We start from the raw sequence: 15,734 nt of genomic DNA on the forward strand, positions 1-15,734 counted from the left end.
GATTCAACTAAAAAAGCCCGCTGGAATGTTCCAGCGGGCTTTTTTGGTCTGATGTAAGTTTGGAGTAGCGTAATTCGCGCCAGTTGCGGGCAGTGGTGCAGTGTAGGATGATACTATCTCAGTCCTGCAGCTCCCAGGCTGTGCGGTAGCCGCCAATGCTCTCCACGTATTCAATCATAGCCTTGAAAAACGGGTGGGCGCTGAGCGTCGAAGAGTCACCTACTAACAGGAGTTTGCGTCGGGCCCGCGTCATGCCCACGTTCATGCGGCGGATGTCGCTCAAGAAGCCGATTTCGCCGTGATTGTTGCTGCGGGTGAGGGTGATGGCGATGATGTCGCGCTCCTGGCCCTGGAACGAATCGACGGTGCCCACGCTGAGCTGGCGGTGCAGCATGAAGCCGCTGAGTTCGTCGTTTTCCTCGATGGCGTCCTTCAAATAGTTGATTTGGGCGCGGTAGGGGGCAATGACGCCGATGCTGAGCGGGTCGTCCTCGTGGTCGGCCGGGTCGTAGGGTTCGAGGAGCTGGGCGAGGCGCTTGAGCAGCAGGTCGGCTTCTTCGGGGTTGGCGGTGGAGCGGCTTTCGGGGATGGTGATTTCCTGGAAGCCGAAGCCGGCCGTGTCGAGGAATTCGACGGGCAGGTCGGGGGCGAACTTGAGGTCGTAGGCGTCGAGGCCGGCGTGGGCTACGGTTTCGTAGGCTTCAAGCTGGCCGTCGTAGAACTGGTCGGAACTGAACTGCATGATTTGCTCATGCATGCGGTACTGCACCGTGAGCATGCGGGCCGTGGCCGGCTGCCGCTTGATGGCCTTCTCAAACAGTGTTTCGCGCAGGGCGCCGGCTTTTTCGCTCTTCACGGTGGGGGGCAACTGGTGGTGGTCGCCGGCCAGCACCACGCGGTTGGCCTTGGCAATCGGAATCCAGCAGCCGGGCTCCAGGGCCTGGGCCGCCTCGTCGATGAACACCGTTTCGTAGGTGAGGTGGCGGATGTTGCGGTTGCTGGCACCCACCAGCGTGCACGTTATCACCTGCACCGATTCGAGCAAGTCCTCGGTGATGTAGCGTTCCAAGTCGTCGGCCTGCTGAAATAGCATCCGAGCTTCCTCCTTGAGTTGGCGGCGGTGCTGCTGCTCCTCGTAGCCGAAGTTGCGCACGTACTTGCTGGCCGTTTCACGGTACTGGTCGGCCGTCTGGCGCATGCTGCGCATCTCGTTGTAGCTGTTGTGATTCATCACCTGGGCATCGAGCGTGTGCTCCAATAGCAGGTCGGAAACCCGCGAGGGGTTGCCCATGCGAATGACGTTGACGCCGCGCTCGGCCAGCTTTTCAGTCAGCAAATCGACGGCCGTGTTCGAGGGTGCGCATACCAGCACGCGCCGCTCGCGCCGGATGGTTTCCAGAATGGCCTGCACCAGCGTGGTGGTTTTGCCGGTGCCGGGCGGGCCGTGGATGATGGCCACATCCTGCGCGGCCATCACGTGGCGCACGGCGGCCAGCTGCGACTCATTCAGCGGGCTGGGATAAAACAAATCCGAAGCCTTTTCCTCACGAAAACGGGCCTCGCGGGCCCCCAGAATGGTGTCGCGCAGTTCGGCCAGGCGGTCGCCGTAGGCACCCATGACTTTGCCCAGCGCATAGTCCATCTCGCGGTAGCTCACCTCGTCGAAGGTGAGGTCGATGCCCATTTTGTGGCCTTCGAGGGCCCAGTCGGGCAGGTCTTCCTTAGAGGTGGCGAGCAGCAGCTTGTTGCGCCGCACGCTGGTAATCACGCCGCTGAGGGTGGGCCGGTCGGTAGCCGAGCGGCCGGGCACGTTGCCAAACAGTGAGGCATTTTTGCCCACCTGAAAGAGGTGCAGGCCCTGCTGCCCGGCGGGCCGTTCGAGCTCCAGCACCAGCTTGCCGCCGAAGCCAATGTCTTCCTTGCTGATGGTGACGGGATACCAGGTGAGGCCGCGCTGCTGCCGCTCGGCAATGCTGGCCTTGGCGTTCTTGATTTTGAATTGCTCCAGGTCCTCCTGCTGCTCCAGCTTCATTAGAGACTGGACGTGGCGCAGCTCTTTTTCGAGGGCGTAGGGGTCGGAGGGGGTGAAAGTGAGGTCGGACAAAAGAAAGCGGGTTGGGTTCGTTGTGATTAGTTAACAACGAAACGGCAAGAAATAGTCGGTTATTGGTAGCCCTTGAGAAACCAGATTCCTCTTACGGCACAATTGCCCATATTGGGCAGCACATGGTTGGCGTCGAGGGTGCGAATATCAACGGCACTGATGGTTTTAGTTAACTATAATTTCTGAAAATCAGAAACGGTGCCTCTCATTATAGCGAGGGCATCATCGTAGGTCCAGGCCTAAACCCCGAAAGAACCTCGCCACGGAGAGTTGTCAGGTTCTGCGAATTCAAACCAGTATCGAGTCAATTGCATCAGTTGCGATACTATGAGTTTATAAGGATTATGTTATCAGCCAATTTCGTCAGGGTCATAATGGTAATGTTCCTGACTTGCCGTGGTGAAGCGTTGGATGAAACCAGCCTGGAACTGCTCGGGTTTCTTAGGCTCAAATAGCCGCTTCTGAATAGCCCAGTCGTAAATACTTATTCCGACGGGATATTTGGTGAGCACACCGGTAAGGCGGTACTGATGGATGAATTGTTCGGCCTGGCTTTGGGAGGTAAATACCCCGCTGGTGAACCGGCCACCCGCGCCGTGAAAAACCCAGACATCCGACGGTGCTAAACCGGATTCGCTTGCGGCTGGTGCTGGAATGGAAAAGTGTTGCGCCTCGTAGGCGCTTACCAGCGTGCCCAGGATATCCAGTTCATCAAATTCGGACGTACCGGGTGCGGCTTCAAAAATAGTTTCAACCCGCGCCCGCGCCTGTTGATAATCGGCTTCGCTGCGAATGGGTCTGATAGATTGCATGGCCAAAGTTGGCAAGTAAAAGTTGTAGCAGCCACGGTGGCCGCGCCGTAGCGCAAGCTTTGTAGCTCGCGTACCAGAACGACAATCGCTGAAACGATGCCCATCACGCGACTTGCAAAGTTCGCGCTACTCCGCTAAAAACCCGGAAATGCCGTATGAGCAAGCTCAACCTTACTTCCCTTAATCCATGCCCGCTTCCGCCACGCCCCCGCTTCCCGGCCCCGACCTTATTGCTGATGGATTTGCCCTATCCGACCTGGCCGATGGGGCGATGGTGACCGGCCACGCCCAGGGCGAACCTGTGCTATTGGTCCGGCGCGGCGCTGAAATCCTGGCCATCACGGCCAAATGCAGCCACTTGGGTGCCCCGCTCGGCAAGGGCCTGCTGGTGGGCGATACCGTGCGCTGCCCCTGGCACCACGCCTGTTTCAGCCTGCGGACCGGGGAGGCCCTACGCGCCCCGGCCCTCAACCCGCTGCCGTGCTGGAGCGTGGCGCAGCGCGACGGCCGGATATACGTTGACCACAAGCAGGAGCGCGGCTTACTGGTGCCAGTTGGCCCCAAGGAGCAGAAGGAGCAGCCGGGCGCCGTGGTCATCATCGGGGCGGGTGCAGCAGGCAGCGCGGCGGCCGAAATGCTGCGCCGCGAGGGCTACGAAGGCCATATTACGCTGCTTGATGGCGAGGTCGATGCGCCTTATGACCGCACGTTTTTATCGAAAAGCTTCCCGGCCGATGAAAAAAAGCCGGTAAGCCTGCGGCCGGATGGTTTCTACGCCCAGCACAACATCGCGCTGGTATCGGGCGAGGTAACCGGGCTGGACGTACCCGGCCGCCGCGTGCTGCTGGCCAATGGCACGGCGCACGCCTACGACCGGCTGCTGCTAACTACCGGTGCTGCGCCGGTACCGCTGGACCTGCCCGGCCACGACCTGCCACACGTGCACACGCTCCGCTCGCTGGCCGACCACCACGCCATTGCCCAAGCGGCCGAAACGGCCAAGCGGGCCGTGGTATTTGGGGCCAGCTTCATTGGGCTGGAAGTGGCGGCGGCTCTGCGCACCAAGGGCCTGGAGGTGCACGTAGTAGCGCCCGACAAGTTACCGCTGGCCAAAGTTCTGGGACCGGATTTGGGCGAAATTGTGCGGAAGCTACACGAGGACAAAGGCGTGATTTTCCATCTGGAGCAACGCGCCGCCCGCATCGAAGCTGGGGTGGTGACGATGGAAAACGGCGAGCAATTGTCAGCTGATTTGGTGGTGGCAGGCATTGGGGTGCGGCCCCGGCTGGCGCTGGCGGAAGCCGCCGGGCTGGCGCTCGACAAAGGCGTAACCGTGAACGAATACCTCGAAACCAGCGTGCCCGGCATCTTCGCAGCCGGCGACATTGCCCGCTGGCCCGACCCGCACTCGGGCCAGAACATCCGGGTGGAACACTGGGCGCTGGCCCAGCGCCAGGGCCAGACGGCCGCCCGCAACATGCTGGGCCGGCAGGAGAAATTCGAGGCTGTACCTTTTTTCTGGAGCAAGCATTACGACTTTTCCATCCGCTACACCGGCCATGCCGAAAAGTGGGAGGAAGCCGAAGTGAGCGGCGATTTAGCCAAGCAGGAATTCTCCATTGCCTACAAAGCCGAAGGAAAAACCCTGGCCGTGGCCAGCGTGAAGCGCGACCTGGAAAACCTCAAAGCGGAAGTAGCGCTGGAGGCAGAAGATGATGCAGCGCTGGAGAAATTGCTGGGTGGCGGCAGGGCTTCTACCAATGGTTAGAATGGTTTTCGAATTGAACGACCTAAGGGCAGGACTTGCCTCCGCCCATCATTGAACTTCCTGCAAAGCCGTTTGAACAACGTTCTGCTGCTTTCGCGTTACGCTATTTCCAGCTTTAGCCCCTGAATGGCCTTCGCCATTAGTTCCGGAAACTTAGCCGGTGTGCAGGCGAAGCTGGGGATGCCGAGGGCCGCCAGCTGCTCGGCCACGCGGCGGTCGAAACTCGGGGCCCCGTCGTCGCTCAGGGCCAGGAGCACGACTATGTTGACGCCTGCGGCTTTAAGGGCGGCTGCGCGCTTTATCATCTCCTTTTCGTTGCCGCCTTCGTAGAGGTCGGTGATGAGGACGAGGATGGTGTCGGTAGGGCGTGAAATCAGCTGCTGGCAGTAGGTAAGGGCCAGGTTAATGTCGGTGCCGCCGCCCAATTGCACCCCGAATAGCAGGTCCACGGGGTCGTGCAGGTCTTCGCTCAGGTTCACTACGGCGGTATCGAACACCACCATGTGGGTTTTCACGGCTTTCAGCGACGCCAGCACTGCTCCAAACACGCCCGCGTACACGACAGATGAAGCCATGGACCCGCTCTGGTCCACGCACAGTACGATTTCTTTTAGCGCCTGCCCGCGCCGCCCGAAACCCACCAGCCGCTCCGGAATCACCGTTTTGTGGGCCGCCTGGTAGTGCTTAAGGTTGGCCTTGATGGTAGCGCCCCAGTCAATTTCGTGGTAGCGCGGGCGCGGGTTGCGCACGGCCCGGCTCAGGGCACCCTGCACGGCCTGGCGCAGCGGGTTGCTGAGCTTCTTTTCTAGTTCGCGCACCACTTTGGTGATGACTTCGCGGGCGGTGGCCTTGGCCTTCTGCGGCATCACCCGGCTCAGCGACATGAGCGTGCCCACCAGGTGCACGTCGGCTTGCACGGTGCGCAGAATTTCGGGTTCGAGCAGCAGTTGGTTGAGGCCCAGGCGCGTCATGGCGTCCTGCTGCATCACGGCCACCACCTCGGTGGGAAAATACTCCCGAATGTCGCCCAGCCAGCGGCTCACGCGGGGTGCCGAGCCGCCCAGGCCCGCCTTGCGCTCGGCCTTTTCGCCGTCGTAGAGGGCGGTGAGCACATCGTCCATGCGGCCATAGTTGGGCGGCATCGGCACGGCGTTTTGGGCGTCGGCAGCGCTGCCGAGGACGAGTTTCCAGCGAGTGGGAGTGGTTGGGTTCATGACAATGCGCAGCGGTGGCAGGTGAGCAGCCGCAAAATACGCGCATCCTAATGCAAAAGGCCCATTGCACATGCAACGGGCCTTTTGCATTAGGGTCGGTTTCGCCCCGCAAGGGCTCGGCTCATCAGCAGGCAATCAGGCCGCCGCTCTGCCCAGGCGGTGGTTCACGTAGGCCTCCACGTCGCCGATGGTGTGCAGCTGGGCGGTTTCCGCGTCCGGCAGCCGGATGTCGTAGCAGCTTTCCAGGCCAGTGATGAGCTGCTGGCGCTCGAAGGCAGACAGATGCAAGTCCTCGGCAAGAAGCTCGGCCCGTTTGGCATCGGGGTTGGTTTGGCGGTGGCGGTGGAGCCAACCCAGCAGAAAAGCGCGGCTGAGCGGCCGGTCGTCTTCCCAAAACGCGTGGGATGGAGTGGCCAGCTGGTGCATGGTGAAGAGGAAAAGCTCCATAAGAATAGTTGAGATGCCGGTTCAACGGCAGGATGAGGGAGATTATTGCGAGGGAGTGCGGCCCACGGCGCGGTCCAGGTCGATGGCCGCATTCTGGTAGTCGTATACCGCCTGCAAATACCCTAATTTGGTTCGGGTAAGGGACAGTTCAGCGTCGGTGAGGTCGAGACGGGAGGCCATGCCGGCGCGCCACCGGTCGCGGGTGATGCGGTAGCCCAGCGCAGCGGCGGCTACGGTTTGCTTCTGGCTTTCCACCCGGCGGCGGGCTTCCTGCACGCTCGACACGCTGGTTAGCACTTCGGCCCGAATCAGCTCCTGCTGGTTGGCTAGCTCCCGCTCGGTTTGCTGGCGGGTGATGCGGGCCTGCTCGGTGCGCGCCAGCACCCGGCCGCCACTATAAATGGGCACCGACACCTGCACGCCAACGTAGGAACTCACTGGCCACTGGTAGTCGCCCAGCCGCAAGTTGTAGGCCTGGGCCTGGGTTTGCACGAGGCCGGTTGCCGCCAGCTGCGGCCGGCCCGCCGTCGAAGCCAGCCGAATTTGCTCTTGGTTCAGCTCTTCCGTCAGCTTGAGCTGGCGCAGCTCGGGGCGCTTTTCCAGCGCTTCGGCGTAGGCCTGCTCGCTGGTTAGGGGCTGGGCCTTGTCATCAAAATGCAAAGAGTCCTGCAGCATCAGCGGCTCATTGGCCTCCAGGCCGATGGTGGTGGCCAGCACGGTTTTGGCAATGGCGATGCCGTTGGAGAGGCGCAGGATTTCGGGGCGCAGGTTCTCCACGTTCACATACGCCCGCAGTGTATCCACCCGCGAAGCGCGGCCTTGCAGCAGCAGCGAGCGGGCATCGCGCAGGGCCTGCACGTTGCGACCCAGGCTCTGCTGTTGCAGTTGCAGCTGCTCCTCGGTGATAAGCACGTTGAGGTAGGCCTTGCGCACGGCCGTGACCACGTTGCTGGCCGTCACGGCCGCGTCGGCGGTGCTGCGCACTTCGTCGATGCCCGCCGCTCGAATGCCCGACTTCACCCCGGCCTGAAACAGCGGCTGGTACACGCCCACCGAGCCCACAAAAGCCTGGTCGCCGCCCACGCGCAGGTTGGCAATCTGGTTGTCAGCCAGCCCTGCAAAATTGCCTGGCAAGAAGGATACAGGCCGTTGAATATTATAAACGTACTGCCCAAAGCCCGATACGGTGGGCAGGGCCGCCCCGCGGGCTTCCCGGGTGCGCTGGCTGGCCTTGGCCACGGCTAGGTTGGCAATTTGCAGGTCGCGGTTTTTCTCCCGCGCCAGAGCCACCGCGCCGGTAATGGTAAGCGGCTGGGTTTGAGCAAAAGTAGTCAATGAAAAGGCCAATAAGCTGGCCATTAGGGCGTAGTGCCGACTGGCGGCTGCGTCAGAAAAGGCAAAGAATAGCATGGGGAATGACTTTAAAAGTCAGAAGTTGATTGTACCGATTGCCGTAGGGTGCGGGGCTTGCCCCCGACCGCCACTCGCGTCGGAAAAACGATTTTGTTCACACACCGGGCGGGGCAAGCCCCGCACTCTACTCAGGCAAGCACAGCGACTTGCTCCTCTACCGCTACTGGTTTGTGCTTGCGCGAGAGGAAGGAGTATACCGCCGGAATGACGTACAGCGTCAGGAAGCCGGCGAACACCAGCCCGCCCACGATGACTGTGCCCAGCGAGCTGCGGCTGTTCACCGCCCAGGCAATGGGGATGGTGCCGAAAATCATGGCCAGCGAGGTCATCAGGATGGGCCGGAAGCGCGAGGCCGCGGCGGCCTGCGCGGCCTGCAGCGGCGTCATGCCCTGCTCCTTGGCCTGGTTGGCAAATTCCACGATGAGGATGCCGTTCTTGGTAATGAGCCCGATGAGCGTGATGATGCCGATTTGGCTGAACACGTTCAGCGTCTGACCCAGCGCCCAGAGGCTGAGCAGCGCGCCGGTGAGGGCCAGCGGCACGGTGAGCAGGATGATGAGCGGGTCAATCAGGCTCTCGAACTGCGCCGCCAGAATCAGGTAAATCAGCACCAGCGCGAAGCTGAAGGCCAGTACTAGGCTCGAAGCGCTTTCGGCAAAGTCGCGCGACTCGCCCGCCAGCGAAGTCTTGATGTTCGCCGGCAAAACCTGCTTGGCAATGCGCTGCATCTCGGCCACGCCGTCGCCCACGGTTGCGCCGGGGGCCAGGCCCGCCGATACTGTGGCCGACAAGGCCTGGTCGTAGCGGTAGATGGCGGCCGGGCTGATGCTTTCCTTGAAGGTCACCAGGTTGTCGAGCGACACCATTTCGCCGCTGCGGGTGCGGGCGTACACGCCGCGCAGGGCGTCGGGCGTGTTGCGGTCCGCCCGTTGCAGCTGGCCGATGACGTCGTATTGCCGGTCGTTGAAAATGAAGTAGCCGTAGCGCTGTCCGCTGAGGGCCAGCTGCAAACTGCGGGCAATTTCAACCACCGAAATACCCAGCTCGGCCGCTTTGTCGCGGTCGATGGTCAGCACCAGTTCGGGCTTGTTCACTTTCAGGTCCGAATCCACGAAGCGCAGCACCGGGCTTTTGCGAGCCTCTTCCAAAAACTTGGGCAGCACCGCCGTAACGGCCGCCAGGCTGGGGCCTTGCAGCACGAAGTTCACCGGCTGCCCGCCCCCGAAGCGCCCGCCAATAGTGGGAGGCTGCGAGGGAAACACCAGCACACCCCGGAAATTCTGGGCGTTGCGGCCCAGCACGGCGGCCACCTGCGCTTGGCTGGCGGTGCGGTCCTCGGCTTTCTTGAGGAAGGTTTGCTGGATGGCCACGTTCACCGGCGCGGGTGGCCCAAAGGTGAGGGCCAGCAGCGAGTAAGTCTGAAACAAGCCCAGGTCCTGGGTCGAGTCGACCACGAATTTCGACAACTCGTTCACGTACTTTTCGGTGTACTCGTACGAGGAGCCTTCTGGCGCTACCATCACCATCGTCACCTGCGACCGGTCTTCCAGCGGGGCCAGCTCCGAGGGCAGCAGCCGGCCCACGCCGTAAATCAGGCCCAGGCTGGCCACCAGTATCGGCAGCGCCACCCAGCGCCGGCGCAGGAACCAAGCTAGCGTGCGCTCGTAGCCGCCGTTGAGGCCCACGAACAGCGGCTCGGTCTTGCGGTAAAGCCAGTTGGGCTGGTCCTGATGCTTGAGTAGGTAGGCGCTCATCATCGGCGACAAGGTGAGGGCCACGAAGGCCGACACTGTTACCGAGCCGGCCACCACCACCGCAAATTCCTGGAACAGCTTGCCTGTGATACCTGGCAAAAACAGGATTGGCAAAAACACCGCCGCCAGCGTAATCGTGGTCGAAATCACCGCAAAGTAAATTTCCGCCGAGCCCTTCAGCGCGGCCTGCAACGGCGACATCCCTTCTTCCACCTTGGCGTAGATGTTTTCCAGTACCACAATGGCATCGTCCACCACCAGCCCAATGGCCAGCACCAAGCCCAACAAGGTCAGCACGTTGATGGAGTAGCCCGCCAGGTACATAATAAAGAAAGCCGACACGATGCTGACCGGAATGGCCACCACCGGAATGATGGTGGAGCGCCAGTCTCGCAAAAACACGAACAGGATAACCACCACCAGCCCAAAAGCAATAAGCAGTGTCTCTTCCACCTCCGAAATCGACGCCCGAATCGACTCCGTAAAGTCTTTGCCGATGGTCATTTCGTACTCGGCCGGCACTTCCTTGCGCAGCTCTTCGAGGCGCCGGTTGAACTCGTCGGCGATGGCAATTTCGTTGGCCCCGCGCTGCGGCTCCACGAACACGCCCACGCAAGCCGCGTTGCGCCGCAAGCCGTTGAACACGGCCGTGCGCTCGTTCTCGGCGCCCAGCTCGGCCGTGCCGATGTCGCGGAAGCGCACGATGCTGTTGCCGTCCTGCTTCACAATCATGTTGTTGAAGTCTTCGTCCTGCGTCAGGCGGCCCAGGGTGCGTACGGTCAGCTCGTTGCGGTCGCCTTCGATGCGGCCGCCGGGCAGGTCCACGTTTTCCTTGCGCAGGGCCTGCTCCACGTCGGCGGGCGTGAGTTGGTAGGCGGCCAGCTTAGCCGGGTCGATGCGCAGGCGCATGGCGTACTTTTTCTCGCCCGCGATGCCCACGTGCTTCACGCCGGGGATGTTCTGCATGCGTTCCTTGATGACGGTGGAAGCCAGGTTGCTGACTTCGAGAATGCTCTTGGTCTTGCTCTCCACCACCATGAAAATGACGCCGTCGCCGCCCGAGGCTTTTTCCACCACCGGCGGGTCCACGTCGGCTGGCAGCAGGCGGATGGCCTTGGCCACCTTGTCGCGCACATCATTGGCAGCGGCTTCCAGGTCGGCATTAAGGTTAAATTCCACCGTAATCACGCTGCCCGCTTCCCGCGAAACCGAGGAAATGGTGCGGATACCGTTGGCCTCGCCAATGGACTCTTCCAAGGGCTTGGTAATCTGGTAGGCCATCACGTCCGGGCTGGCGCCAGGGTAGGAGGTCGTAACCGTGACGATGGGCGAGTCCGTGACCGGGTATTCGCGCACTCCGAGGTAGGAAAAGCCCACCAGCCCAAACAAAATAATAAGTACAGACAGCACCCCGGCCAACACCGGCCGCTGAATGCTAACGCTCGATAAACTCATGAGCTAAAAGGAAATGAAGGGTAGTCGTAGGACTATCTAGATGAGGTTTTGAAGCTGTCATCTGGCCAATAGGCCATTATGCGGAAGGCCGCGAAGCGCCTTATGAACAGGTCATGCCGAGCGCAGCCGAGGCATGACCGTCTGGCTATTTACCGCTAGCTACCTGCACGGGCGCACCCGGCCCCAGCCGCAAAAGGTTGGTGGTGATGACTGTATCGCCGGCGCTCAGGCCGGATAGCACCTGCACGGTACGGCTGCTACGGGGGCCAGTGGTTACGTCGCGGTAATTGGCCTTGCCATCCTTGATGGCGTAAAGCGCGTAACCCTTGGCGGTGGGAATGAGCGCCTGCGTGGGCACGACCAGGGCATTGGAAGTAACGTGCAGAGCGAAGCTGATTTTGGCCGACATGCCCGGCACCAGCTGTTGCTTGGGATTAGGGCTAATGGCTTTCACCAGCAGGCTGCGGGTGCTCACGTCGGTGCGCGGCTCGGTGGCGATGATGCGGCCGGACTGCGGCGCCGTGCCATTTTCGGTGGTGAACTGGATGGTTTGGCCGGGCCGCACCTCGGCGGCATAACGCTCCGGCACTGTGAAGGTGACTTCGACCTGGCTCACGTCTTCCAGGGAGGTGAGCACCGTGCTGGGCGTCACGTAAGCGCCCACATCCACTTTATTCAAGCCGATTCGACCGGCAAAGGGAGCCCGGATTTGTGTTTTGGCCAAGTCTACGTCCACGGCCTGAATGTCGGCTTGCAGCACCTGCAGGTTGGTCGACACCTGGTCGTATTCCTGCTGCGTGACCGATTCGGTGCGGAGCAGGCCGCGCATGCGCCCGTCGTCGAGCAGCGCCAGCTTCTCCTGCAGCTTGAGCTTGCGGCGGCGTGCCTGCAGGTCGGCATCATCGAGCCGGAACAGCAGCGTGCCTTTGGCCACCGTGGTGCCTTCGTGGGCGTAGATGCCGGTGACTTTGCGTGCCACCTCGCTCACGAGCTGCACCTCCTGGTTGGCCTGAATGGTGCCGGTGGCCTGCAGCGCATCGGCGGAAGCGGTGGGGCGCACCACGTAGCTATCAACTAGCACGGCTGAGGGAGCTGCTGGCGCGGCGCTTTCCGTGCTTGCCGCCCCGGTCTTATTGGCGGATAGCACCTTGGGAATGCCAAAGCCCAGCAGAATTACGAGTAGAAGGGCGCCAAGCAATAGCCCCCTAGAACGAGAAAATGCGGTTGTCATGGGTGATTTTCTTTGTGAAACGCATCAATTAATAATAATGCGTTAATGTATTTGGGTAAAAAATTTTAACTGGAAAGCTTGCCTGAACTTGATTTGTCTTGCTGAGCAAGGCCTCAGGCGCCATTTGCTGGCGTGTGTCTTATAAACACATTAACAAGTGTTGATGTTTTGAGAAAATAAAAAACCAGTTGATTATTTCTATCAACTGGTCGGAGGCTACTTGGCTTTGAGCATGCCCAGGAAGCTCTCCAACTCCTGCAGCTTCTCTGGATTGACCGAGTAATGCACACAGCGGCCTTCCTTGCGTGACTCAACCAACCCGGCCTCCACCAGTGCTTTCACGTGGTGCGACATGGAGGGCTGGCTCACGGGCGCTACGTCGAATAAGTCAGCGCAAGCTACTTGCGGGGCCTGCGAAATCTCTTGCAAAATGCGCAAGCGGTTCGGGTCACTAAGGGCTTTGGCGATTTTAACGAGGGATTTGGTGTCCATGGGGCAAAAATACTGAACACATGCACATGTGTTGATGCGTACTTAACTGCTTTGCCGCCCAATAGGTTCTCATTTATATCTGGTAGGGGGACGGCCGTAGGCAAATGCTTGGGATAATGAAGCTGACTACTTTCTAAATAGCTTCACTAATAGGGTAGGGTGTGTGCTCCATAACGGATAGCGTTGGCTACGCACAGGAGGAGTGGGGCTGCATCCGCGAAAAAAGCTGGTGCTGGCTTAATAAACAATGGGATTGATTTTCATCGAATAAACCAGTAAAGAAGCCCTGACTGATGAGCCAGGGCTTCTTTGTAAAAGCCGGAAATGCGAAGGAAACGGCGCAGACAGGTCGCTGCTGCTACACTTCGACGCTGGCCAGGGCCTTATCCAAGGCCGTGGGTTCCAACTCGGGGATGCTGGTGCCTTCCACCCGCACCACTTCTACATCGGTGAGGCCGATAAAGGCCAGCACCGGCTTCAGATAAGGGGCCATGAAATCGTAGGCAGCCATCGGCGAGCCTTCGGAATATACGCCGCCGCTAGCCAGCGCGAGGTACACTTTTTTGCCGGTGAGGAGGCCCTGAGGCCCGTTGGCTCCGTACAAAAAGGTGACCCCGGCCCGTACCAGGTGGTCGAGCCAGGCTTTGAGGGAGGAGGAAATGCTGAAGTTGTACATGGGCGAGCCGATGACTAGTACATCGGCCGCCAGCACCTCGCTAATAACCTCATCGGAGTGCTGAACGGCGGATTTTTGCTCGGGCGTGCGGGCTTCGTCCGGCGTAAAGATTCCCCGCACAAAAACCTCTTCCAGGTGCGGTAGGGGGTGGACGGTGAGGTCACGCTCGTGCACCGTGCTGCCGGGATGGGCGGCCAGGAGCTTTTCCACGATTTGGTGGCCCAGGCGGGCGCTGTAGGAGTTGGAGCGGGGGCTGGAAATGATATGCAGAATGTGCATGGCTGAGAGAGGCCAGCCGCAATGGTGTAGGCTGACTGGCCCGGCAAACCTATCGGCCGCTCCGGCCCAATTCCTAGCTGATACTCAAAACTGTACCGGTACTGAAAAGAGTACCGACTTGGTAGTTAGTTCATTGGAAATCCGTCGCTTGTTGCCCCGCAAACCTCCGGGCCGGTAGATTGGTAGTACACGGCACGAATTACTTGCCGCCATGATTCCTCCTGATATCGACCTGACCAATTCTGCCTGCCGCAGTGCCCACCAGTCGGTGCGCGATACCCTCGACGTGGTGGGCGGCAAGTGGAAGCTGGTTATTCTGACGGTGCTGCGCGAGCGCAAATACCGGTTTAAGGAGTTGAGCCGGGCACTGAACATCTCGCCCAGCATCCTCTCCAAGGAATTGCAGGAGATGGAAATGGACCGGCTGGTGAAGCGCACCGTGTACAACACCTCGCCCCAAACCGTGGAGTACGAAGCCACCGAATACAGCAAAACCCTCGGCGAGGTGCTGCAGGCCATGCGCCGTTGGGGCGAGATGCACCACGAAACCATTGTGGGCAAAAAGCGAGTGGCCGTTCACCAACAAGCCCTCGCCGGTGATGCGCCGCTGCATTACCAGCAGAAATAGACGAGATTGCCACGGTTTTCGTCACACTGCTGCCCGAACACGTAGGACAGCGAGGCCCACTACCCGTTGTCGATGCTTGTTGAACTACTTGTGCGGCCGCTGACGCGGCCCTTTGCTGAATTTTTTCGCCGCGAAGCCGCTGGTGGTATCGTGCTGATGATAAGCGCTGCGCTGGCCGTGGTGATGGCCAATACCAGCTGGGGCCCGGCCCGCTACTTCCCAGCCATCTGGGATGAGCACCTGCGGATTATGTTGCCGGGCCTCTCGCTCGACCATACACTGCTGCAATGGATAAACGACGGCCTGATGACTGTTTTTTTTCTCATCGTGGGCCTCGAAATCAAGCGGGAGGTGCTGGACGGCGAACTAGCCTCGCCCCGGCAGGCGGCGCTGCCCATCGCTGGTGCGCTGGGCGGTATGCTGATACCAGCGCTGCTGTTTGCCTTGTTCAACCACGGTACGCCCACGGCCGGCGGCTGGGGCATTCCCATGGCCACCGATATTGCCTTTGCCCTGGCTGTGCTGCAATTACTGGGCCCGCGGGTACCGTTGGGGCTGAAAGTGTTTCTGACGGCGCTGGCCATCGTCGACGACCTGGGAGCAGTGGTGGTCATTGCCGCATTCTACACCCGGGAACTGCACCTGCATTACCTGTACCTGGCGCTAGGGACGTGGGGCGTGTTGCTGGTTTTCAACGCGCTGCGGGTGCGCAGCCTCTGGGCGTACTTGCCCTTGGGCGTGGTGCTGTGGTATTTCATGCTCGAATCGGGAATTCATGCCACGCTGGCCGGCGTGCTGCTGGCGGTAGCTATTCCGTTTCGCATTCCCTTCTCGCGTCAGGAATTGCTGCGCCGGGTTGACGAGCGCCTGGCCCTGCTGCGCGCCGAAACGCACGAGCCCGAAGCCGACCCGCGCATCATCAGCGAGGAACTTGAGGAGCTGCATCAGCGCAGCAGCTCGCCCGCCCAACGGCTCGAACACCAGCTGCACTCGGTGGTGAGCTTCGGCATTGTCCCGCTGTTTGCGTTTGCCAACACCAGCCTAGTCATCGAGCCAGCGGCCGTGCAGGGCCTGTCGTCGCCGCTGGGCTTGGGCATCCTGGTTGGCTTGGTGATGGGCAAGCCGTTGGGTGTCGGTACGCTGTCGTGGCTTACGGTGCGCCTGGGCTGGGCCGCGCTGCCGCCCGGCGTAGCGTGGCGGCAGCTGTGGGGAGCAGGTGTACTGGCTGGCATCGGCTTCACGATGTCCATTTTCGTAACCCTGCTGGCGCTGGGGGAGCACTCTTCGGGTACCAACGTAGCCAAACTGGCCATTCTCACCGCCTCGCTCACTGCCGGAGCCCTTGGCTACCTGCTACTTCGGAGCACCTCAGCTGCCAAGTCCGCCACGCCAGACGAAGCCGCCAGCGCCCCGGGTAGTTAAGTGAAAAAGCCGCGGCACAGGCGCTTTCCTCCAATTAGG

At 60.8% G+C, this 15,734-nt stretch carries 12 protein-coding genes; 3 read left to right on the forward strand and 9 right to left on the reverse strand.

Going from position 1 to position 15,734, the window contains the following annotated elements; all coding sequences use genetic code 11:
- Positions 1 to 118 precede the first annotated feature (118 nt).
- Both J4E00_RS18670 and J4E00_RS18675 read right to left on the reverse strand, forming a co-directional pair.
- Positions 119 to 2,104, reverse strand: coding sequence for an AAA domain-containing protein (locus J4E00_RS18670; RefSeq protein WP_236049940.1), 1,986 nt, complete (start codon positions 2,102 to 2,104; stop codon positions 119 to 121).
- Between the two features lie 350 nt (positions 2,105 to 2,454).
- A complete protein-coding gene (locus J4E00_RS18675; RefSeq protein ID WP_208176775.1) occupies positions 2,455 to 2,931 on the reverse strand; it encodes a type II toxin-antitoxin system HigA family antitoxin in 477 nt (158 codons plus the stop codon).
- 172 nt (positions 2,932 to 3,103) lie between these two features.
- Here J4E00_RS18675 and J4E00_RS18680 point away from each other — a divergent pair, with 172 nt between their 5' ends.
- Positions 3,104 to 4,684 (forward strand): FAD-dependent oxidoreductase, encoded by a 1,581-nt coding sequence (locus tag J4E00_RS18680; RefSeq protein WP_208176776.1) that lies wholly within the window; start codon positions 3,104 to 3,106, stop codon positions 4,682 to 4,684.
- Positions 4,685 to 4,782: 98 nt separating this feature from the next.
- Here the strand turns inward: J4E00_RS18680 and J4E00_RS18685 are convergent, their stop codons facing one another.
- The 7 genes from J4E00_RS18685 to J4E00_RS18715 form a co-directional block, all read right to left on the reverse strand.
- Positions 4,783 to 5,898, reverse strand: a complete 1,116-nt coding sequence (locus tag J4E00_RS18685; RefSeq protein ID WP_208176777.1) for a VWA domain-containing protein — start codon at positions 5,896 to 5,898, stop codon at positions 4,783 to 4,785.
- Between the two features lie 135 nt (positions 5,899 to 6,033).
- Complete coding sequence (locus tag J4E00_RS18690; protein WP_208176778.1) at positions 6,034 to 6,345, reverse strand: hypothetical protein; 312 nt, start codon at positions 6,343 to 6,345, stop codon at positions 6,034 to 6,036.
- A gap of 42 nt (positions 6,346 to 6,387) precedes the next feature.
- Entirely contained in the window at positions 6,388 to 7,755 is a 1,368-nt protein-coding gene (locus J4E00_RS18695; RefSeq protein ID WP_208176779.1) for a TolC family protein, read from the reverse strand.
- 131 nt (positions 7,756 to 7,886) lie between these two features.
- Complete coding sequence (locus tag J4E00_RS18700) at positions 7,887 to 10,967, reverse strand: efflux RND transporter permease subunit (protein WP_208176780.1); 3,081 nt, start codon at positions 10,965 to 10,967, stop codon at positions 7,887 to 7,889.
- A 145-nt stretch (positions 10,968 to 11,112) separates the two neighbouring features.
- Positions 11,113 to 12,165, reverse strand: a complete 1,053-nt coding sequence (locus tag J4E00_RS18705) for an efflux RND transporter periplasmic adaptor subunit (protein ID WP_208176781.1) — start codon at positions 12,163 to 12,165, stop codon at positions 11,113 to 11,115.
- Between the two features lie 249 nt (positions 12,166 to 12,414).
- On the reverse strand, positions 12,415 to 12,690 hold the full coding sequence (locus J4E00_RS18710) for an ArsR/SmtB family transcription factor (protein ID WP_208176782.1): 276 nt from the start codon (positions 12,688 to 12,690) through the stop codon (positions 12,415 to 12,417).
- Between the two features lie 358 nt (positions 12,691 to 13,048).
- On the reverse strand, positions 13,049 to 13,645 hold the full coding sequence (locus J4E00_RS18715) for an FMN-dependent NADH-azoreductase (RefSeq protein ID WP_208176783.1): 597 nt from the start codon (positions 13,643 to 13,645) through the stop codon (positions 13,049 to 13,051).
- Between the two features lie 211 nt (positions 13,646 to 13,856).
- On the opposite strand from J4E00_RS18715, the gene J4E00_RS18720 reads away from it, so the two are divergent.
- A complete protein-coding gene (locus tag J4E00_RS18720) occupies positions 13,857 to 14,273 on the forward strand; it encodes a winged helix-turn-helix transcriptional regulator (RefSeq protein ID WP_208176784.1) in 417 nt (138 codons plus the stop codon).
- A gap of 72 nt (positions 14,274 to 14,345) precedes the next feature.
- Entirely contained in the window at positions 14,346 to 15,695 is a 1,350-nt protein-coding gene (gene nhaA, locus J4E00_RS18725; protein WP_208176785.1) for a Na+/H+ antiporter NhaA, read from the forward strand.
- Positions 15,696 to 15,734 lie beyond the last annotated feature (39 nt).

The sequence above is a fragment of the Hymenobacter negativus genome (genome assembly GCF_017571495.1).
GTDB classification, from domain to species: domain Bacteria; phylum Bacteroidota; class Bacteroidia; order Cytophagales; family Hymenobacteraceae; genus Hymenobacter; species Hymenobacter negativus.